Source organism: Mesorhizobium sp. 128a (assembly GCF_053848025.1).
In genome coordinates this window covers 1-232 of sequence record NZ_JBSPKY010000132.1, presented here as the reverse complement: position 1 = coordinate 232, position 232 = coordinate 1, and the positions used below count along the sequence as shown (strand labels likewise).

The window sequence follows — 232 nt, the reverse complement described above, 5'->3', positions numbered from 1 at the left end:
TCGACCTGTCCTCCAGTCTTGTCCAGATACTGCATCAACGCCGTCACCAGGTGGTAGAAGATGCTCGCCGGGACCTCGGTGGCCAGTGACCTCCCGCGCTCGTCAATCCTGTCGACCCACAAGCCAAGCGGTGCCGGATCAATATGCCATCGGAAGAGGCGGGCGACACGAGCTTCGATCTCGGGTTTCAGATCCGGTCCGCCAATGCCGTCCAGGGCGACTGCCGCCTTGA

General features: G+C 62.1%; 1 protein-coding gene. It reads right to left on the bottom strand.

Annotated elements, in window-relative coordinates:
- On the bottom strand, positions 1-232 hold a 232-nt coding region (locus ACWTU9_RS33395; protein WP_455862044.1), incomplete at both ends, for an AGE family epimerase/isomerase.